At 74.4% G+C, this 19,693-nt stretch carries 13 protein-coding genes; 8 read left to right on the top strand and 5 right to left on the bottom strand.

What is annotated here, in order from left to right; all coding sequences use genetic code 11:
- The first annotated feature begins 217 nt into the window (after window positions 1–217).
- The gene (locus tag ACFV6D_RS30820; protein ID WP_380343307.1) at window positions 218–2,047 is read left to right on the top strand and encodes a phosphatidylglycerol lysyltransferase domain-containing protein; all 1,830 of its coding nucleotides are present in this window, start codon (window positions 218–220) and stop codon (window positions 2,045–2,047) included.
- Between the two features lie 214 nt (window positions 2,048–2,261).
- Window positions 2,262–3,017, top strand: a complete 756-nt coding sequence (locus tag ACFV6D_RS30825; RefSeq protein ID WP_380562031.1) for a hypothetical protein — start codon at window positions 2,262–2,264, stop codon at window positions 3,015–3,017.
- Window positions 3,018–3,054: 37 nt separating this feature from the next.
- Here ACFV6D_RS30825 and ACFV6D_RS30830 read toward each other — a convergent pair whose 3' ends face one another.
- Window positions 3,055–5,868 carry a SpoIIE family protein phosphatase gene (locus ACFV6D_RS30830; RefSeq protein ID WP_380562033.1) on the bottom strand — a complete coding sequence of 938 codons (2,814 nt, stop codon included), beginning with the start codon at window positions 5,866–5,868 and terminating at the stop codon, window positions 3,055–3,057.
- A gap of 355 nt (window positions 5,869–6,223) precedes the next feature.
- Between ACFV6D_RS30830 and ACFV6D_RS30835 the strand changes: the two genes are divergently transcribed.
- The 4 genes from ACFV6D_RS30835 (at window position 6,224) to ACFV6D_RS30850 (ending at window position 11,674) form a co-directional block, all read left to right on the top strand.
- A complete protein-coding gene (locus tag ACFV6D_RS30835; RefSeq protein WP_063348441.1) occupies window positions 6,224–7,414 on the top strand; it encodes a rhodanese-like domain-containing protein in 1,191 nt (396 codons plus the stop codon).
- Window positions 7,415–7,561: 147 nt separating this feature from the next.
- Window positions 7,562–8,221, top strand: coding sequence for a DUF5819 family protein (locus ACFV6D_RS30840; RefSeq protein WP_363368186.1), 660 nt, complete (start codon window positions 7,562–7,564; stop codon window positions 8,219–8,221).
- Window positions 8,218–9,543 carry an HTTM domain-containing protein gene (locus tag ACFV6D_RS30845; protein ID WP_380562035.1) on the top strand — a complete coding sequence of 442 codons (1,326 nt, stop codon included), beginning with the start codon at window positions 8,218–8,220 and terminating at the stop codon, window positions 9,541–9,543. The genes ACFV6D_RS30840 and ACFV6D_RS30845 overlap by 4 nt, the downstream gene beginning before the upstream one ends.
- 10 nt (window positions 9,544–9,553) lie before the next feature.
- Window positions 9,554–11,674, top strand: a complete 2,121-nt coding sequence (locus tag ACFV6D_RS30850; protein ID WP_380562037.1) for an FUSC family protein — start codon at window positions 9,554–9,556, stop codon at window positions 11,672–11,674.
- An 84-nt stretch (window positions 11,675–11,758) separates the two neighbouring features.
- On the opposite strand, the gene ACFV6D_RS30855 is transcribed toward ACFV6D_RS30850, so the two are convergent.
- Entirely contained in the window at window positions 11,759–12,427 is a 669-nt protein-coding gene (locus ACFV6D_RS30855; protein WP_380562039.1) for a hypothetical protein, read from the bottom strand.
- Window positions 12,428–12,526: 99 nt separating this feature from the next.
- Between ACFV6D_RS30855 and ACFV6D_RS30860 the strand changes: the two genes are divergently transcribed.
- Window positions 12,527–13,279, top strand: coding sequence for a TetR/AcrR family transcriptional regulator (locus ACFV6D_RS30860; RefSeq protein ID WP_380562041.1), 753 nt, complete (start codon window positions 12,527–12,529; stop codon window positions 13,277–13,279).
- A gap of 14 nt (window positions 13,280–13,293) precedes the next feature.
- On the top strand, window positions 13,294–14,049 hold the full coding sequence (locus ACFV6D_RS30865; RefSeq protein WP_380562048.1) for a TrmH family RNA methyltransferase: 756 nt from the start codon (window positions 13,294–13,296) through the stop codon (window positions 14,047–14,049).
- A 40-nt stretch (window positions 14,050–14,089) separates the two neighbouring features.
- On the opposite strand, the gene ACFV6D_RS30870 is transcribed toward ACFV6D_RS30865, so the two are convergent.
- From ACFV6D_RS30870 to ACFV6D_RS30880, 3 genes are all read right to left on the bottom strand, one after another.
- A complete protein-coding gene (locus tag ACFV6D_RS30870; protein ID WP_380562042.1) occupies window positions 14,090–15,430 on the bottom strand; it encodes a peptidoglycan-binding protein in 1,341 nt (446 codons plus the stop codon).
- Window positions 15,431–15,733: 303 nt separating this feature from the next.
- Entirely contained in the window at window positions 15,734–16,747 is a 1,014-nt protein-coding gene (locus tag ACFV6D_RS30875) for a hypothetical protein (protein WP_079135727.1), read from the bottom strand.
- Between the two features lie 299 nt (window positions 16,748–17,046).
- Window positions 17,047–19,188, bottom strand: a complete 2,142-nt coding sequence (locus ACFV6D_RS30880) for a protease pro-enzyme activation domain-containing protein (protein WP_380562044.1) — start codon at window positions 19,186–19,188, stop codon at window positions 17,047–17,049.
- Between the last annotated feature and the right edge of the window lie 505 nt (window positions 19,189–19,693).

Genomic DNA, 19,693 nt, shown 5'->3' on the forward strand with positions numbered 1-19,693 from the left:
CCCGCCACATGGCGGGGGTGGGAATCCGCTACCCGGTTCACGCAATTCTCAGGCCGGGTGGGGAACCATGGAGTTGGCTGCCCTTTGTCGGCCTGCTCCATTCAGTGGGCGCCCGGTCGAGGTGAGGGCCGCCGGTCAGTCCGTCGGGCCCCTGCGGGCACCCGTCGCCGGGCCGTGTGCGGATGCGCCCCACCATCTGATCGTTTGGAATTGAGCTGTGTCGTCCACTGTGAAGTCGGAGCCTTCCGCCACGTCCACCGGGCCCCGGCCCGTCGGCGTGCTCGACCGCTGGCGCCCGCGGGCCGCCGCCGTCTCCGTGTGGTACCTCCGGCTGCTGGCGCTGCTGAACGTGGCGACGGTGCTGCTGGTGCCGTGGGGGAACCAGGTCAACGAGCACAACGAGGGTGAGTACTTCACCCCGTACCTGATGACCTCGGGTCTGGCCAGCGCGGTGCTGGCGGTCTTCCTGGCCATCGCGATGCGGCGGCGCAAGCGGGCCGCCTGGATCTTCAACGCGGCCCTGGCCAGCATGTTCGCGGTGCTGTACCTGCTGGCCATGGTGATGCCCGGCGAGCGGTTCAAGGCCCACCCGCTCAACTACATCTCCACCGTGCTGACCTGCCTGTTCGTCCTGGCGCTGGTCATCGGGCGGAAGGACTTCACGTCCAAGGGCGACCGCTCCAACCCGAAGACTGCGGCGGCCACCTTCGTCGGCGGGCTGCTGTTCGGCGGGGTCGTCGGCGCGCTGCTGGTCTGGGCGACCAACGGGCTCGGCGGCGCGGGCTTCTGGGACCTCTTCCGCTACTCCGTCGGCCGGATGATCACGATCAACCCCTCGGAGCACCTGCGCTCGGTGATCTCCTCGCCGACCTGGGTCAACGCGGCGATCAACGCGATGGGCGCGGTGCTCTTCCTGCTGGTGCTCTACGTGGCCTTCCGCAGCCCGCGCGGCAAGGAACTGCTGAACCCCGAGGACGAGGCGAAGCTGCGCTCGCTGCTGGACAAGCAGGGCGAGCGGGACTCGCTCGGCTACTTCGCGCTGCGCCGGGACAAGGCGGTGATCTTCTCCCCCAGCGGCAAGGCGGCGGTGACCTACCGGGTGATCGGCGGGGTCTCGCTGGCCTCGGGCGACCCGATCGGCGACCCGGAGGCCTGGCCGGGCGCGATCGACACCTGGCTGGCCGAGGCCCGCGAGCACGCCTGGGCGCCGGCCGTGATGGGCGCCTCCGAGGAGGCCGGGGTGATCTACGCCCGGCACGGGCTGGACGCGCTGGAGCTGGGCGACGAGGCGATCGTCGAGCTGGACGAGTTCTCGCTGGACGGCCGGGCGATGCGGGTGGTCCGCCAGGCGTACAACCGGGTCAAGCGGGCCGGGTACACGACGCGGATCCGCCGGCACGAGGACATCCCCGAGTGCGAGATGGCCGAACTGGTGGCCAAGGCCGACCAGTGGCGCGACGGGGCGACCGAGCGCGGCTTCTCGATGGCGCTCGGACGGCTCGGCGACCCGGGCGACGGCCGCTGCGTGATGCTGGAGTGCCACGACGGCGACGGCGAGCTCAAGGCGCTGCTGAGCTTCGTCCCGTGGGGCCCGGACGGGCTCTCGCTGGACCTGATGCGCCGGGCCCGGGACACCGAGAACGGCCTGATGGAGTTCATGGTCATCGAGCTGCTGCAGCGTGCCGAGGAAGTCGGGCTGAAGCGGGTGTCGCTGAACTTCGCGATGTTCCGTTCGGTCTTCGAGCGCGGTTCGCGGCTCGGCGCCGGCCCGGTGCTGCGGTTGTGGCGTTCCGTCCTGGGCTTCTTCTCGCGCTGGTGGCAGATCGAGTCGCTGTACCGCGCGAACGCCAAGTACCGGCCGATCTGGGAGCCCCGCTACCTGCTGTTCGAGAAGAGCAGCGAGATCCCGCGGATCGGCATCGCCAGCGCGCGGGCCGAGGGCTTCATCGTCGCGCCGAGCCTGCCCGCCCTGTTCCGCCGCCGGCACTCCGGGGCCGCCGTGGTGGCGCCCCGGCTCCCGGTCGCGGCGCGGGACGGGAAGGGGTAGCCCTCCGCCGGGGGGCGGAGGGGACCGGGCGGTCGGATAGGGGGTGAGGTCAGGGATATCCCTCCCCCCAGAGGATGACCCTGATCCGCATCTATGCCGATGTGGATTTGTTAAGAGGCTTCTAATGTTGGAGTAGCTCAGAAAGTTCGGGGATTCGGGAGTAACGGTTGTGATGGACAGGACCCACGCGGGGGGCGTGCGGGAGGGGTCGCTGGTGTTGGCCAGATCGGCCGCTGCCGCCGAGTGGGGGACGTTGTACGCGACGGTGCGGGACGCGGTGGTGCGCAAGAAGTTCGCCGCCGTTCCGATGGCCACGGCGGCGACGTTTCTGATCCTCCTGTTCAGCATCACCCAGCACCTGCCGGGCGGTGAGCACTTCGTCAACCGCATCGGGGTGGTGAAGGCGGCGCTGCCGCTGGACGTCTCGCTGCTGCGGACCCCGCTCTCGCTGTACGTGCCGGCGCTGGACCTGCCGGTCTGGGGCGCACTGGCCCAGGTGTTCGTGGTCTTCGGCGTCGCCGAGATCGTGCTCGGCCGGCGGATGACCCTGGTGGTGGCCTACACCTGCACCCTGGCGGGCACGCTGTTCGCCCGGATCGGCGTGGCACTCGGCCCGGATCACCTGTTCGGCTTCCCGAAGTGGGTCGCCTACGTGCGGGACACCGGGCCGTCGGCCGCGGTGGTGGCACTGGCGATCTGCATCGCGTTCCGCTGCCGGGCCTGGCTCACCGCCGGCCTGGTGGTGGTCATGATGGTCGGCGAGGCGGTCGTGCTGCCGAACCTGGCCGGTCTGGAGCACGTGGTCGCGGTGATCACCGCGCTGCTGCTCGCCGTCGCGGTCGAGGTGTTCGGGGACTTCTGGCCGCGGGTGCTGGCCGGGGTCGGGGCCGCCACCTCGGTGGCCGCGACCGCGTCGCGGGAGGTCGCGGTGGAGGCCCGGCGGCGCCCGGCGGGCGCGCTCGTCCCCTGACCCACCCGCCGTCTGACGGCCGTCGGGCAGCCGGCCGTCAGGCGTGCGGCAGGGGGAGTTCGAACCAGACCACCTTGCCGACCGCCTTGCGGGCGGTGCCCCAGCGCTCGGCGAGCTTGGTCACCAGGGTGAGGCCGCGGCCGGTCTCGCCCAACTGCTCGGCCGGCTCCAGCGACGGCAGGTTGTGGTTGTCGTCGCTGACCTCGACCAGCAGCTTGTCCACCCGGATCAGCTGGAGCCGGACGCGGTCCCGGGCCACCCGGACGGCGTTCGTGACCAGCTCGCTGACCAGCAGCTCGGTGATGTCGCTGAGCGCCTCCAGGTGCCAGCCGGCCAGCTGCTCGCGGACCAGCGAGCGGGCCCGGCGCACCTCGCGGTGGTCCACCCTGAGGTCCCAGGTGGCCACCTCGGACGGGGCGACCCCGTCGAAGCGGGCCACCAGCAGGGCGACGTCGTCCTTCCGGTCGTCCGAGTGCAGCCGCTTGAGCACCACGTCGCAGGCCTGCTCGGGGCTCTGCCGCGGGTCGATCAGATTGCCGCAGAGCGCGGCCAGGCCCGCTCCTATGTCGCCGCCCCGGACCTCGACCAGGCCGTCGGTGCACAGCACCAGCATCGAGCCGTCCGAGACGTCGATGGTCTTGGCGACGAACGGCACCCCGCCGACCCCGATCGGCGCGCCGGCCGGGATCTCCAGCAGCTCGCCGGAGCCGTCCGGGTGCACCAGCACCGGCGGGACGTGGCCGGCGCTGGCCAGCTCGCAGGTCCGGTTGATCGGGTCGTAGACCGCGTACAGGCAGGTGGCGAGGTGGTCGTCGCCGAGCTTGTGGGCCAGGTTGTCCAGGTGCCGCAGCAGCTGGCCGGGCGGCAGGTCGAGCGCGGCGAGGGTCTGCATGGCCGTCCGGAAGCGGCCCATCGCGGCCGCCGAGTGCAGGCCGTGGCCCATCACGTCGCCGACCACCAGGGCGACCCGGCTGCCGGGCAGCTGGATCGCGTCGAACCAGTCGCCGCCGACCTCGGCCTTCGGGTCGCCCGGCAGGTAGCGGTGGGCGATCTGGACGCCGGGGATCTGCGGCGGGCGGGTCGGGATCATCGAGCGCTGGAGGGTGGTGGCCACCCTGGCCTCGGCGCGGTGCAGCCGGGCGTTGTCCAGGGAGAGCGCGGCGCGGACGGCCAGCTCCTTGAGGGTGGCGGCGTCGCTCTCGTCGAAGGGGGCGCGGTCCGGCAGCCGGAGCAGCTTGAGGATGCCCAGCACGGTGCCCCGGGCGGACAGCGGCACCACCAGCATCGAGCGGCCGGAGACCACCTGGGCCAGCCGGGCCCCGCCGAGCGCGATCGCGTAGTCGACCGCGACGTCCGCGCTGATCACCGGGACCAGGACCGGCTGGTTCAGCTGCAGGGCCATCCCCGGCGGGGTGCGGCGAGGCATGCTGACCAGCGAGCCCTCGGACAGCACGTGGTCCCAGGCGCCGCCGGTCTCGTTGTAGACCAGGGCGACCCGGCGGAGCATGGTGTCGTCGTCCGGGCGGGCGGCCGGCAGCTCGGAGTCGGAGATCAGCCCGTCCACCAGGTCAACGCAGGCGAAGTCGGCGACCCGGGGGACCAGCACCTGGCAGAGCTCGTGCGCGGTGAAGCCGAGGTCCAGGGTGGTGCCGACCTTGCCGCCGACCTCGTTCAGCAGTGCTAGCTGCTCGCCGGCCTGCCCGTTGGTCAGGAACGGGCTCAGCCGCCCGGACGGGGCGCCCTCGGCGCCGGTGGGGGGCTGGTCGCTACGGCGGGGCGGACGGCCGTTGGCGGGCGGTTCGGCGGCGGCCGGCTCGATGGCGGCTCCTCCTCCGGTCGGGGACGGGGCGGTCGGGGGCGGGGTGGTCGTCGTCGGGGTGGTCGGTGGGACGCCCGCCGGGGCGCCGACGGCGCCGGACGGCTGGGCGGCCGCGGACCGCTCGGCGGTCTCGCGCTGGGCCGGCAGCGGGCCGGGCGTCCGCCCCCGGACCGTCCGGGCCGGGGGCGCGGACTGCGCGGGCTGCGGCGGCGGGCCGACCCGGGCGGCGCGCTGCTGGGCGGTCGGGTAGCGGCGGCCGAGTCCGGCGGCGGCGTGCGCGGCGGCGGTCTGCGGGTCGGCGGGCAGGACCGGCAGCACGGTGGCCGGGTCCAGCCGCAGGGCGGGCAGACCGGCCTGGTCCAGCACGTCGAGCAGCAGCGCCCGGCGGGCGGCCGAACCGGCCGGTAGCAGCCCGGCCAGCCGGTCGGCCGACAGCAGACCGGCGCGCAGCCGGCCGGGCGGGGTCAGGGCCGCGCCCAGCCGGTGGAAGCCGCCCCGGGCGGGCGGGGTGGCGGCGAACGGCAGCAGCCGCTCGCCGAGTGCGAGTCGGGGGCCGGCGGTGCGCAGCGGTCGGGCGTCGGCGGCGAGGGCGAGCAGGCCGCCGAACGGGTCGGGCAGCGGCCAGGCCCACCAGAGCACGTCGCGCAGGTGCTCCTCGCGGTCGATGACGGCCAGCTGGCCGGCCCAGGGGCGCCCGTCGGCGGTCAGCGCGGCCAGGGTGTCCAGGGCGTCGCAGCGGCGGCGCACGGCGGATCCGGCGGCCTGGCCGGGGGCGGCGAGCGGCTCCACGGCGGGCAGCAGTCCGCTGGCCGGCCGGTCGTGGGCGACCTCGGCGCGGTGCCCGAACAGTTCCTCGGCGGCCCGGCTCCACTGGGCGATCCGTCCGGCCCGGTCGATCAGGACGAGGGCGAGCCGGACCAGGGCGGCCACGCCGGTCGGGTGGTCGCCCGGTACGGCCTCGGCGTCCGCCGGACGCGGTGTGGAGTTGGACTCGGCCACCATGGATTCGGTCTGCTCCCGCCTGGCCGCCACGCCTGGAGGCGGCCGTCTCTCCGGAGGAAGGCACGCTGTGCGGAAACCCGGGGCGTGTCCTGTGGATCGTGCCGGGCTTGAGGGCGTGTCTGAACGAGTCCGCCGGGTGCCCGACGCCGCGCGCTGATCCGACGCGAATCATCAGACACGCCCTAGCGAAGCACGGACCGGCCCGGGCGTGATAGCGAAACGGGGAGATTCCTCAGGATCGGTTGCGTGCCGTGCGGCGCGCGCCGGTTCGCACTCCCCGTTCACCCGGACGGGGCTTTCGCGCGCGAGGGTAGGGTGGCAGGCCGGGCCACCCCGCGAGGCGGCTCCGCAGGACGCAGCCGGCCGGACGAGACAGAGGCGAGAAGTGACCGCGCAGAGCCCCGTCCGCTGGACGGACCCGCAGCAGCAGGAGCTGGAGGAGCGGGTCGCCGCCGCCGAACTCGCCTGGCTCAGCATGGACGTCGACGTGCAGACGCTGCGGGTCGAGATCGACAACTTCGCGCTGATCCACCATCAGCTGCTGGGCCCGCTCTACGCCCGGCTGGACGAGCTGGAGGCGCTGGTCGCCGAGGCGGTCGCGGCCAGGACCGGGCACCCCGAGGACCTCCGCCGGGCCGCCGAGGCCCGCCGGCAGGTCGACGAACTGCCCGACCTCGACGCGCTGTTCGACTCCGTCCGGGAGCAGGAGGCGGCCCCGCCGCCGCCCGCCGCGCCGGCCCGGGTGCGCCCCGGGCGGGACGCTCAGCGGATCTACCGCGAGCTGGTCCGCCGGGCCCACCCCGACCTCAGCACCGACCCGGCCGAGCAGCAGCGCCGGGCCGCGTTCCTGGCCCGGGTGAACGAGGCCTACGCGGTCGGCGACGCCGCCGCGCTGGAGGGCCTGTCCGCCGAGTGGTCCACCGCGCCCGAGGCCGCGCCCGGCGCCGACTCCCCCGACCGGCTGGAGTGGCTGCGCCGCCGGCTGGAGTGGCTGACCGGCAAGATCACCGAGACCGCCACCGAGCAGGTCCGGCTGGAACAGACCCCGATGGGCCAGCTGCTCGCGCTGGCCCCGCAGGACCCGGACCGGCTGCTGGAGCAGCTCGCCGAGGAACTGCTCGCCAAGGCCGCCGCCCAGCAGGCCGAACTGGAGCGGCTGCTCGGCGCCCCGGCCGCGGCGGGCGACGGCCACCGGCAGCCGGTGGGCGACAATGGCACCGACCCGACCCAGCCCCAGGAGAGCCACACGATGTTCGCGCAGATCCCCTCCACCACCGCCGCCGCAGTGCCCGCCGACGCAGCCCTGCTGGACGTGCGCGAGCAGGACGAGTGGGACGCCGGCCACGTGGACGGCGCGCTGCACATCCCGCTCGGCGAGGTCATCGCCCGGATCGGCGAACTGCCGGACGGGAAGCTGTACGTGCTCTGCCGGGTCGGCGGCCGCTCCGCGCAGGTCGTCCAGTACCTGGTGCAGCAGGGCCGGGACGCGGTGAACGTGGACGGCGGCATGTACGCCTGGGAGGGCGCGGGCCGTCCGATGGTGAGCAGCACCGACCAGGACGCCTTCGTCCTGTAGGTCTGTAGGTCTGTGGCCTCGTAGCCCCGTGGTCCGGTGGTCCGGTGGCCCCGTCCGGCACCGTCGTGTTCGCCCGGTAGGGCAGGATGGGCGCGCGACCGCGCCGGGACGGGACCCGGGCGGCGCGCCGACCGGGCCGGGGAGGCCATGACGGAGACGACGGACCGCCCGGCCGCCGGACGGGTCTGGTCGACGCCCGCGCAGCTCGTACTCGGCCTGACCGCGGCGGTGCTGGTGGTCGGCACCGGGCTCTTCCTCGCGGCGGTGTTCCTGCACGTCGCGCCGGCCAACTCGCTGTCCCGGCAGTACCGGGACGAGGTCGACGGCCTGGTGTACCCGGAGTTCGAGCAGAACTGGCGGCTGTTCGCGCCGAATCCGCTGCAGCAGAACGTCAGCCTGGACGCCCGGGTGCGCACGGCCGCCGCCGACGGCACCACCCGCACCCGCGACTGGACCGGGCTGACCGCGCAGGACCTCGCCGCGATCCGGCACAACCCCGCCCCCAGCCACGTCGACCAGAACGTGCTGCGCCGGGCCTGGGACTTCTACGACGGCTCGCACAACCCGCAGGACGAGGCGCTGACCAACACCCGCGGCAGGCTCGCCGAGCAGTACCTCAAGCGGATCGCGCTGCAACGGATCGGCCGGGAGGTGGACGGCGAGCGGATCCTGGAGATCGAGTTCCGGGCCACCGCGGTGACCGTCCCGCCGCCGTCCTGGAGCGGCGAGGCCGCGCCACCGGCGCCGAAGGTGCGGGAGCTGCCCTGGTGGCCGGTGGACGACGAGGACTACCGGGAGCTCGGGTGAGCGAGGTGTCGCCGGAGGTGTCGCCCGAACTCTCGCCCGACGTGGCGTCCGAGTTCTCGCCCGAGTTCTCGCCGGAGGTATCGCCGCAGCCCGAGCAGCGGTGGTCGGAGGGCATCCCGCGCCAGGCCGGGCAACCGCCCGGCGCCGGCTCGGCCCCCGGGCCCCGGCCCGACCCGGCGCCGCGCGGGCCCGGCCCGACCGACCTGGCCGCCCGGGCGATGGCGGCCTTCACCGGGCGCGCGCTGGGCCGCCACCAGGCCGCCGTGGTGCGGATCGGCTTCGGGCTGGTCTGGCTCGCCTACCTGCTGCGCGAGTGGCCCAACCGGCGGGTGCTGTACGGGGACCGGTCGCCCTGGTCGATGGACCTGGCCGAGCGGCTGCTGACCGACAACGGGGCGTTCACCGTGCTGCCGTGGTTCGGCGGGCGGCCCTGGTCCGAGCTGGTCTACCACCTGGCGGTGCTGGCCGCCGTCGCGGTGGTGCTGGGCTGGCGGACCAGGGCGAGTGCGGTGCTGTTCCTGGTCACCGTGCTGTCGCTGCAGAACCGCAACGTCTTCCTCGGCGACGGCGGTGACAACGTCGTCCACCTGATGGCGGTCTACCTGGTCTTCACCCGCTGTGCCGAGGTGTGGTCGCTGGACGCCCGGCGGGCCCGGCCGGGGCGGGCCGGGGTGGTGCTCTGGGTGCTGCTCGGCGCCGTCCTGGCGGCCTGCCAGGTCGGCGGCTTCTCCGGTGAGAGCCTCACCTGGACGGTCCGGACCTTCCCGTACGTCGGCTGGGCGCCGTTGTTCTGGGGGCTCTGGGCGGTGGCCGGGCTCTGGTGGACGCTCGGGCGGCTGCGGCCGGACGGCGAACCGCGCGCGGTGCTCGACGCGCTGGCGAACATGGTGCACAACTGCGCGATGCTGGTGATCGCCGTCGAGGTGGTGCTGATCTACGCGACGGCCGGCTGGTACAAGGTGCAGGGCTCGCGTTGGCAGGACGGCACCGCGCTGTACTACCCGCTGCACCTGGACTACTTCACGCCCTGGCCGTGGCTGTCCGGGCTGGTCGGCTCGGCGCTGCTGCCGGTCTTCCTGATCTCGTACGGCACGGTGGTCGTGCAGGTCGCGTTCCCGTTCACGCTGCTCAACCGGCGGGTCAAGAACGTGCTGCTGGCCGTGCTGCTGGCCGAGCACCTGGGGATCGCGCTGCTGCTCGGGCTGCCGGTGTTCTCGCTCGCGATGATCGCGGCGGACGCGGTGTTCCTGCCGACCGGCGCGCTGCTCTGGGCGGCGGCGCGGCTGCGGCGGATCCGGCGGTCACGAGCGCCGGTCGCCTAGGCTGACCCGTATGTCCTGGTTCGCCGCCCTTCGCGACACCGCGCGGACCGGACTCACCCTCGACCGGGCGCTCACCGACCCCAAGCGGGCCCTGCGCGGGGCCGTCGCGGTGGCGTTGGTGCTCTTCCCCACCCTCGCGCTCGGCGGGGTCGGGCTCGCCACCTCGGCCGCGATGGGCGCCTTCATCGCCGGCACGGCCACCTTCCAGCGCAGCTTCCGGCCCCGGGCCAGCCTCGCCGTCGCGGCCGGGGCCGGGCTCGGGGTCAGCACCTTCCTCGGCTACCTGGCGGCCGGGGTCCCCGGGTTGTTCCCGGTGCTGCTCGCGGTGTGGGCCTTCGGCGCCGGGCTCGCCTGGGCGATCGGGCCGACCGCCGGGGTGGTCGCGACCAACACCGTCTCGGTGATGCTGATCGTCGTCCAGCTCCCGGTCAGCGCGACCGCCGCGCTCGGACACGGGCTGGTCGCCGCCCTCGGCGGGGTCGTCCAAGCCGTCGTCATCACCCTGTGGCCGATCGGGAGCTGGAGTGCCCAGCGGGACGCCCTCGCCGACACCTACGCGGAACTCGCCGACTACGCGCGCAGGTTGAGGCAGGATCCGACCGCGCACGTCGACCCGGCGCCGTTCATGACGGCCCGGCACGCCGCCGCCCTGACCCCCTGGCAGGACCGCCACCGGCCGGCCGAACTGCGCGGCCTGCGCGGCCTCGCCGAGCGCATCCGGCCCACCCTGGCCGCGCTCGCCGACCCCAAGGTGGGCGCCCCGGAGGAGGGGCCCGAACGCGACCGGGCCCGTGAGGTGCTGGCGGCCGCCGCCGAGGTCATGGACGCCCTGGCCCGGGCCGTCCGCACCGGCGACCCCGTCCGGCTGCCCCGCTCGGCGCCCACGCTCACCCTGGTCCCGCCGGACGAGGGGCCGCGGCTGCAGGGGGCGGCCCGGCGGTCGGCCCGCCGGCTGGGCGGGCTGCTGCGCAAGGCCGCGGACACGCTGGAGCGGGGCGACGCGGACACCATCACCACGCCCGTGATCGGCGCGGGCGGGGCGCTGCACAAGCCGTCGATCCTCCGAATGCTGCCGGTCGCGCTGCGGACGGTGCGCCGGCAGCTGCGGCCGCGCTCGGCGATCTTCCAGCACGCCGTCCGGCTCGCCGGGGTGGTCACCGTCGCCTACCTGCTGGCCCGGCTGGTCGGCTTCCACCACGGCTACTGGGCGCCGATGACCGCCGCGATGGTGATGCGGCCGGACTTCGCCCAGACCTACAGCCGGGGTGTCGCCCGGCTGGCCGGGACGGTCGTCGGGGTCGCCGTCTCGACGCTGGTGGTGCAGCTCACCCACCCCGGGGAGTGGGTGCTGGCCGCGCTGGCCGTGCTGTGCATCGGCGGGTCGTACCTCGCGTTCCAGACCGGGTACGCGCTGACGACGGTCGGGATCTCGACGTACGTGGTGTTCCTGCTCGGGCTCCAGGCCGGGAACCCGCTCACGACGGCCTTCGAACGGGTCGGGCTCACCCTGCTCGGCGGGTCGGTGGCGCTGGTGACGTACGCGCTCTTCCCGACCTGGCAGACCGCCCGGCTCGGGGAGCGGCTGGCCGAGTGGCTCGCCGCCGCCGGGCGGTACGCGGCCGCGGTGGTCGCCTGCTACGAGGACCCGGCCGCGCCGCGCGGGCGGGCGGTGCGGGCCGCGCTGCTGGACTCCCGGGAGGCCCGCTCGGAACTGCTCCAGGCCATGCAGCGCGCCGACGCCGAACCGGGCCGGCACGCCTCCGGGCTGCCCGGGGTGTCCCGGCGCCAGGTCGACCGGGCCCGGGCGGCCGTCGGGCACCTGGGGCGGGTCGCCGTCCTGCTGGAGGCGCACCTGCCGGCCGCCGACGCCGACCCGGTGCCGGGGACGGCGGAGTACGCGGAGGAGCTGCGGCTGGCCACGGCGCTCGCGGGGGCGGCGCTGCTCACCGGGCAGCCGGTGGAGTTCGGCGCCGTGCGGGAGGCGCAGGCGCGGCTGGAGGAACGGCTGGCGCAGGCGCCGGCGGGGGTGCAGCGGGACGTGGTGCGGGCGGGGACGCGGCTGCTGGGGCAGGCGCTGAAGGACCTGGAGCGGGCGCTGCGGGGGCGGGAGGACGTGCGGGGGCCGCAGTAGGCGCCGTTCGCCCCTCCTGGAAGGGCGAACGGCGGGGGCGAACGGAGGGGGGCGAACGTCGGGGAGGCGAACGGCGCCGGGGCGTCAGGCGGCGCGGGCGGCGGCCTCCAGCCAGTTGGCGAACTCGCAGGCGAAGTGCCACTGGTGGCCGGTGCCGAGGAGGGCGGGGGCGGCCTCGGGGAACTGGACGGTGAGGCGGATCCGCAGGCCGTCCGGGGTGTCGGCGAACTCGTGCATCACCCGCAGCACCTCGGTGCCGTCGGCGAGGGTGCCGGTGCCGCCGATGCGGACCGGGAAGGCCTGGTGGCCGGGCCCGGCGATCGGGACGTCGTCGTGGAAGCGCAGGAAGAAGCGGGCCGGGCCGGTGCCGAGGGTCTCGATGATCTCGACCCGTTCGCCGGTGGAGTCGGCCAGGTCGTGCTCGGGGTTGGCGGCGAGCAGGGCGTCCCGGTCGGGGGCGTGCAGGCGGCCCTGCCACCAGGTGAGGAAGCGGTCGGCGTCGATGCCGGTGGCGGTGAGCTCGGTGACGGCGGTGCTCCACCGGCCGCCGGAGGCGTGGGCCCAGGCGGCCAGGGCGGTGTCGGCGGCGGTGGTGTCGGGGGTGAGCAGTTCGCGCGTCCGGTCGTCGCCGAGGCGCTGCTTGAGCAGGCGCAGGGCGGTGCGGGCGCGGTCGAGCTCCCAGGCGAGGACGGCCTCGCGCGGGTGGCTGGTGCCGTCGATGTCGGTGTGGACGGTGAGCGCAGTGGTGGTCACGGCGTCACTCCTCGGCTCCTCAACGATGCGGAGAGATTTTCTCCGCTTCACTGGACGCTAGCATAGGGGGAGAGAATTTCTCCGGTTAGGGAGTTGCCGATGAGGGCCGACGCGGAACGCAGCCGGCGCAGGATCCTGGACGCCGCCTGCGAGGTGTTCCTGGAACGGGGCCCGGACGCCCCGCTGGACGCCGTGGTCCGGCGGGCCGGGGTAGGCCCGGCCACCCTCTACCGGCGCTTCCCCGACCGGGAGGCCCTGGTCCGCGCCCTGGTCACCGACCTGCTGGCCCGGCTCGCCGAGGCCGCCGCACAGGCCCGCCGCGACGAGACCGACCCGTACCGGGCGCTGCGCCGCTTCGTGCACGCCGCCGCCGACCTGCGGATGGGCGCGGCGATCGTGGTGCTGCTGGAGCGGCTGGTGGTGGACGAGGACCTGGTCGCCGTCCGCCGCGACGCCGTCACCGCCGTCGAGGCACTGCTGCGCGCCGCCCAGGACGCCGGGCGGCTGCGGGCCGACATGGGGATGGGCGACCTGGTGCTGCTCTGCGTCCGGGTGTCCCGCCCGCTGCCGGGCGCGCTGGCCGCGCTCGACGCGGACGGCTCGCTGGTCCACCGGCACCTCGACCTCGCGCTCGCCGGGCTGGCCGCCGATCCGGACGGCCCGACCGGCCGGCCGCTCGGCTTCGACGAGGTGATCTCCGCCGCCGGCCGCCCCGGCGAGCCCGACCCGGGCGAGCCCGACCCCGGCGGGATCGTCCCGGTCGGGGTGGCCCCGGATCAGGCGGTCCTGGATCAGACGGTCCTGGATCAGGTGGCCCTGGATCAGACGGCCTCGGACGAGGTGGCAGAGTGAACGCCATGAACGCCATGGACGACGAGGTGCTGCGGGCGTGGCGGGCGGCGGAGCGGGAGCCGGGGGCCGTCCTGCTGGACGGGTTCCACCCGCTGAAGCACGCGCTGCGCTTCGGCGGGGACGTCCGGCGGGTGCTGACCGCCGACCGGGCGGCGCTGCTGGCCCTGGCCGGGGAACTGGCGCCGGACGTCGCCCCGGCACTGGACACGCTGGCGGTGGAACTGCCCGAGGACCGGCTGCGGACGCTGGCACCCCGGCTGCACCCGACCGGGGTGGTCGCCCTGGCCGCGCGGCCGTCCGTCGGGGCGAACCTGGCGGCCCTGGCCCGGCGCCCGCGCCCGGCCCCGGTGGTGCTGCTGGAGAACCCGCGTAACCTGGGCAACGTCGGGGCGGTGATCCGGCTGGCGGCCGGCTTCGGCGCCACCGGCGTGGTGACCACCGGCGATCTGGACCCCTGGCACCCGACCGTGCTGCGCGGCAGCGCGGGCCTGCACTTCGCCACCGCGGTGGAGCGGCTGGTCCTGCCGGAGCTGCCCGCCGGGCCGCTGTACGTGCTGGACCCGGAGGGCGCGGACATCCGGACGCTGCCGTTCCCGGACGACGCGCTGCTCGCCTTCGGCACCGAGCGGCACGGGGTCTCGGCGGAGCTCAAGGCGCGGGCGGACCACCTGGTCTCGGTGCCGATGCAGCCGGGGGTGTCCAGCTTCAACCTGGCCACCAGCGTGGCGATGGGCCTCTTCCACTGGATGTCGTCGAAGCCGCAGGGGTGAGGCGTGGCGCCCGCCGGGCGGGCACCACGCCGTTCACGGGCTAGGCGAAGAGCCGGCGCCAGGTGTCCGGGCCGGGGTAGCCGTCGGCCTCGGCACCGCGCCAGCCCTGGGCCTGCTGGAAGGCCTGGACGGCCCGCCGGTCGCTCTCGCTCCAGCGCGGGCCGGGGCCGACGCCGTACGAGCCGCCGAAGCCCTTGCGGACCAGCTGCTCGCCCAGCAGGCGGACCTGGTCGTTGTTCTGACCCGGGCCGAAGTACTGCCGGCCGGGGAAGGCGGGCGCCCCGGTGCCGGGCTGGACCGGCGGCGGCAGCGGGGTGGTGCCGGCGCCGATGGCGCGGCCCTTGCCGTTGACCAGGTAGTCCCAGGTGTCCTTGCCGGGGATGCCGTCGGCCTCGGCGCCGCGCCAGCCCTGGGCCTCCTGGAAGGCCTGGGTGGCCCGCCGGTCGGCCTCGCCCCAGCGCGGGTCGGGCCCCTCGGAGTAGAACCGGGCGCCACCGCGCTGCACCAGCAGCCGGCCGAGCTCGGTGACGTACGCGTTGTTCGCGCCGGGGCCGAACTTGTCCGCGCCCGGGAAGGCGGTGGCCGGGGCGCCGTCGTTGCTGCCGCCGGACAGGCCGGTGTAGCGGTACGGGACGTAGGCGCCGGAGTTGTTCCAGTAGGCGTACGGGGTGTCGCGCTTCTTGGTGCCGGGGGAGGTCTGCTCGTAGGCGAGGTAGCGGGTGAGGGAGGAGTCCGTCCAGCCGCCGAAGATCGTCACGTGCGACCCGGACTGCGGGCTGGCCGGGTTGTTGTAGATCAGCACGTCGCCGGGCTGGAGGTCGGCCTTGCCGATCCGCTCGGCGAAGTTCGGCAGGGTCCAGGTGGTCTGGCTGCTGCCGAGGCCCCAGGCCATCGAGACGAAGCCGGAGCAGTCCTGGCGGTAGCCGTCCGACCAGTAGCTGCCCATGCCGTACGGCACCTGCTGGTCGACCCAGCCCTGGGCGCGCTGGATGATCTGCGCCCGGGTGGGCGGCTGGGTGGCGGCGCGCGGGGCGGCGAAGGCGCGGGCGCCGGGCGCTTGTCCGTAGAGGCCGCTGACCTCGCCCTGCGGGGTCTGCGGGGGCTGGGCGGTGCTGCTGCCGCCCGGGGTGGGGCCGGGGGTGGGGGCGGCGGTGGCGTGTCCGGCGGCGGCCGTCCCGCCGCCCACCGCGGTGCCGACGGCGGCCATCAGCACGGCGGCCCGGCGGCGGATGCTGCGGGCCGCGGCGTGCCCGCCCTCGTGGACCGGTGCGGCGTGCAGCCGGGCGCGGCGGCGGGCGCTGCAGCCCCCGCATATGCAGTCCTCGTCCGGTTCGACCTCGTCGAACTCCAGCAGCGGGGACAGGTGGTCGGTACGGGTCATGCTCCGCCTCTTTCCTGCGGTCTTCCTGGTCGACGCCTGACGGCGTGACAGGACTGGCCTTCCCGGGCCGGCCCCGCGTGTTATCGGGACCAAAGTCCCAAAGCGGGCGGAAGGTGGCACGGCGGATTGCGCCGGACGGGTGACAACCGTTCGGCGGCCCGGGCGTGGCGGGGGCGAGGAGGAGACGGTAGTGCCGGTGCGGGGCCTGGCGGCCGGTCAGGCGTGGCGGGGGTGCACGGGCCGGTTCGAGGACGGCAGGGGCGGCTGGATGTCAGGGATGACTGGACGCCGGGGGGGGGGCGGCTACTGCCACTCCCAGCGGATGCCGATGTGCCCGGGCTGCTGGTCCGGGGCGAGCACGTGGGCACTCGCGGAGGCGCCGATCCAGAGCTGCTCGCGGCGGTGGTCGACGTCCGCGCCCGGCTCGCGGTCGTAGCGCTCGCAGTGTGCGGGGACGGCCGCCGGGTCGAAGTGCACCTGGAGCACGTACTCGCGCACCGGGGTGGCGAAGCGGCGGCTGTACTCCAGCGTCGGGCCGCCCGGCGGGATCTCCACCTCGTACTCGAAGACCGTGCTGTCGCCGAGCGCCAGCGGGCGGTCCAGCATCAGCTCGCCGACGGTCAGGCCGGCCTCCGGGCGGCGCCGGACCCGGCCCAGCCGGCCGTGCCGCACCGAGGTGATCTCCGGGCAGCCGGTCGCCTCCTCGTCGGCCTTGTGCACGACCAGGCAGCGGCCCACGCCGCCGACGGTGGCGCGCACCACCTGGCGCATCCGCAGCAGGTTGCCGCGCCGCTCGGCGTCCACGTAGTACGAGTCGTGGATGCTCAGCCGCTCCAGTTCGCCCTGCGGCGGGGCGTCCAGCTCGGCGAAGATGTCCGCGATCTGCCGTTCGCCCGGCCAGACGTCCTCCAGGCCGAGGTGGCAGGTGTTCGCGACGGCGGCCCAGCGGCCGCGCGGGCGGGGCGGGCCGAGCAGCGAGGTGAGCGCGCTGTGCGGCAGTCCGAGCAGTTCCTCCAGCAGGTGGACGGCCCTCAGCGAGCTGGCCCGTTCGGGCTGGCTGCGCCCGCGCCGCCAGTAACTCAGCGTCGTGACACTGACTCTGACGCCACGTTGGGTGAGGGCGGCTCTGATCCTGTCCAGGCTGAGGCCGCTGGCCTCGATGGCCAGGTGCAGGGTGTCCGCGAAGCCGCCCGGGGCGGTGGCCCGCCCGGCGTGCGCGGGTGCCGGAGGCGGTGCGGGTACGGACGGGCCGGGGCGCTCCGGGCGCAGTCCGACCAGCCGGAGTCGCGCGGAGTCCTGAGGCTGCTGTGCGGCCATGCGGTGACCCTCCCCGCCAGGTGAGTTCGGAGGGGCCTGGCCGGCGCCGAGGCTCGCCGCCGACGGCTTCACCGAGCTTTGGGGAACCCTATGCACGGTCGAGAGGCTACGTCATCAGTCGTGCGTATGACAGGGGTCACGGCAGGTGAACCGAAGGGTTAGTGATCTTGAAACAGTTCGGAAACACACGCCCTCGCCGTCCGCCCGCGCCGCCCGCCGGGACGGGCGGACGCACACCGCCGGGGCGGGCCCTGTCGGCGCCGCCCCGGCGGGGGTCAGGTGGTGCTACCCGCTGGTGGTCAGTTGACGTTCAGCGCGACGTCGTCGATCACGAAGCTGGTCTGGTTGGAGCCGTCCTCGGTGCCGGTGAACTTGATGGTCACGCTCTTGCCGGCGAAGGAGGAGAGGTCCAGGGTGCGCTTCACGTAGCCGGCGGCGGCGTTGACGTTGGAGTACGTCGCCAGCGTGGTGCCGTTGGCCTGGACGGTCAGCTTGTCGTACGCGGTGGTGCCGGTCTCCGCGGTGTCGATGTGCAGCCAGAAGGTGAGGCTGGCGGACTTGCAGCCGGCCGGCACCGAGACGGTCTGCGACAGGGTGTCGGTGTGGGCGCTGCCGTAGCCGTCCAGCCAGGCCTTCCAGCTGCCCGAGTGGGCCGCCTGCGAGGAGCTGTTGTCGACCACGCCGCTGGAGGTGGTCCACGGGGCGGCGGTGCCGGTCTCGAAGCCGCCGTTGCCGATCAGCTGGGCCGCGGTGCAGCCGCCGGGCGGGGTGGTGGAGCCGCCGCCGAGCAGGGCGGTGGTCAGGCCGTCGGCGATCGGGGTGCCCCAGCCGGTGACCTGGTCGTAGCCCGTACCGGCCGGGAAGTCCTGGTTGGAGCCGCTGGTCACGTCGTGGAAGGCACCCGAGTAGTTGCTGCTGTTCGCGACCGCGTACAGCTTCGGGCTCGCCTCGCCCAGCACCGGCTGGCCGGCCGCCTTGGCCTTCTGGTTGAACTGGGCCGCGTAGCCGGCCCACAGCGGCGCCGCCGCGCTGGTGCCGCCGTAGACCTGCCAGGAGCCGGCCGTGTAGATCGCGAAGCCGCTCGCCGGGTCAGCGTTGGAGGAGACGTCCGGGACGGTGCGCATGGTGCCGCTGCCGGTGCCGGTCTGCCAGGTCGGCTTGGCGAACACGGTGGAGACGCCGCCGCCGGCGCTGCTCCAGGCGCTCTCCGAGGAGTACGAGGTGCCGGACACCTGGAGGTTGGTGCCGCCGACGCCGGTCTGGTGCGGGCTGGACGCCGGGAAGTCGACCGCCTTGACCGACGAGCCGCTGGTGGAGCGGGTGCAGTCGCGGGAGCCGTCGTCACCGGAGGCGGAGAAGATCGAGATGCCCTGGGCGGCGGCCTGCTTGAAGGCGTTGTCCACGGCCGTCATCGAGGCGGCGGTGGTGTCCGGCTCGCAGGAGCCCCACGAGATCGAGATGACCGAGACCTGGTTGTCGGCCACGATCTTGTTGGCCATGTCGATCTCGCCCTGGTCGCTGTTGGGCGCCTCGTAGACCAGCTGGGTCGCCTTCGGCGCCGCGCCGCGGACGATCTCGCTGTCCAGCTCGACCTCGCCCTGGCCCTGGCCGGGGGCGGAGTCGTAGTTGGCGCCGTCCACCGAGACCGTGGAGACGGCCGGGCCGGACAGGCCGTACTGCGAGTCGTAGGTGGTCAGGTTGGAGGACGAGTAGCCGTCGAACTCCCAGAGGGCGACCGTCGTGCCGGTGCCGTCGGCGCCGGTCTTGTTCAGGTTGTAGGCGCCGTCGTACTGCGACGGGCCGAAGCCGCTCGGGGTCGAGGAGGCGGTGTGCGGGGTGACCGAGTTCGGCTTGGCCAGGCGGTTCTTGCGGACCGCGTGGTTGTCCAGGCCGCTCACGCCCTGGACCACGTCGGCCAGGTCGGCCGGGACGGAGGCGGCGGCGTCGTTGGCGAAGAAGGCGCGCTGCAGCTGCGGGTCGACGTAGGAGCTCTCGTGGGTGCCGAAGGCCTGCGAGATCTGCGCGTTGGTGCCGTGGGCGCTGACCACCTGGCGGTTGGCGCTCACCTCGGTGACGGTCAGGCCCTGGGCGGCCAGGTAGGTCTTGACCTGGTCGACGGCGGCCTGGGTCGGCCCGAACCGGGCGGTGAACTGCTCCGGCGTCAGGTACTTGCCGAACTCGGGGGTGCCGGGGGTGGCGACCGCGGTGAGGAAGTGGTCCAGGGCGGCGGTGTCACGCAGCTTCAGGCTGACGGCCACCGAGATCTGCTGCTCGGCCGGGACGTCGCCCTTCTTCTCCGAGTGGGCCACCGCCGGGTTGACGGTGTTCGGGAGCGCGACACGGGGAGCGGGGGCGGCCTGCGCGGTGGAGACACCGAGCGAGACGGCGGTCAGCGGCAGTACGGCTATCGCCGCGGCGAGGGCAAGGGAGCGGGGGCGCAACGGATCCTCCTCTGGCCGGCTGTGGGGGCCGGCAAGGGGCCAGAGCGTTCCGGAGTCGAAAACGCTGGCTAGAACATGACAGAACCAGTGCGCAAAGTGGCTCATGGTCAAGCAATTCGTTGCTAAAAAACAGTCAACTGTGGACACCCGGAATGCGGGGATTCCATACAGTGAATGGCCCGGATTCCGGAACCGGTCCCTACCGGTGGGGGGCGGAAGGGACGGACGTGGAATCGGGTGGGGCCGGGCGGGAAGCACGGCCGGCGTGGGCCGAATGACGACGCGCGGAAATCGGGCGCGGGCGGCGCGGGACTATGTGAAAGGCGCGGCCCGGAAGCTGCTCTGACGTCGGGCCGGGAGGGGCCGACGGAGGGGGCCGGGAGGGTCTGACGGTGGGCCTGGAAGCTCTGACGGCAGGCCGGGGCGGGGGGGCGGGGCCCCCCCCCCCCCCCCCCCCCCCCCGCCGGCAGGACAGAGACACACACCCACCACGCACCCCACCCCA

This window comes from Kitasatospora sp. NPDC059812 (assembly GCF_042732075.1).
GTDB lineage: Bacteria > Actinomycetota > Actinomycetes > Streptomycetales > Streptomycetaceae > Kitasatospora.

What these genes read in the sequence shown, in the direction of transcription:
- ACFV6D_RS30875 (WP_079135727.1), bottom strand. Translation starts at nt 16,747, where the DNA reads ATGGCCGCACAGCAGCCTCAGGACTCCGCGCGACTCCGGCTGGTCGGA.
- ACFV6D_RS30840 (WP_363368186.1), top strand. Translation starts at nt 7,562, where the DNA reads ATGACGGAGACGACGGACCGCCCGGCCGCCGGACGGGTCTGGTCGACG.
- ACFV6D_RS30850 (WP_380562037.1), top strand. Translation starts at nt 9,554, where the DNA reads ATGTCCTGGTTCGCCGCCCTTCGCGACACCGCGCGGACCGGACTCACC.
- ACFV6D_RS30865 (WP_380562048.1), top strand. Translation starts at nt 13,294, where the DNA reads ATGGACGACGAGGTGCTGCGGGCGTGGCGGGCGGCGGAGCGGGAGCCG.
- ACFV6D_RS30860 (WP_380562041.1), top strand. Translation starts at nt 12,527, where the DNA reads ATGAGGGCCGACGCGGAACGCAGCCGGCGCAGGATCCTGGACGCCGCC.
- ACFV6D_RS30870 (WP_380562042.1), bottom strand. Translation starts at nt 15,430, where the DNA reads ATGACCCGTACCGACCACCTGTCCCCGCTGCTGGAGTTCGACGAGGTC.